Annotated in this window: 1 protein-coding gene; it reads right to left on the reverse strand. The window is 64.0% G+C overall.

Annotation, left to right across the window (positions count from 1 at the left end; genetic code table 11):
* Window positions 1–286 (reverse strand): hypothetical protein (locus GV790_RS29980; RefSeq protein ID WP_163818175.1); only part of this gene is annotated, 286 nt, incomplete at both ends.

The raw sequence follows: 286 nt of genomic DNA on the forward strand, positions 1-286 counted from the left end.
TCCCGGCACCGAGGACGCCGACTGATGCTGCACCTCGTCCTCACGGCAGAACATCACGCAACCAGGCACCGACGGCGGGACCGACACCGACACCGCCGACACCGGCGACACATCCGGGGCCTCGTCATTGCCCACCGACCACAACAGCGCCAACGGCACCACCACCACGGTCGACAGCATCACCAGCCCGACCACAAACGGGCCAGCAGTCGAGACCTTCACCTTCCCGCTATCGGATTGCCGAGGATCGGGACCAGACGACACAACAATTTTCGACATCAGAGAC

The sequence above is a fragment of the Nocardia cyriacigeorgica genome (assembly GCF_010858045.1).
GTDB classification, from domain to species: Bacteria; Actinomycetota; Actinomycetes; order Mycobacteriales; family Mycobacteriaceae; genus Nocardia; species Nocardia cyriacigeorgica_E.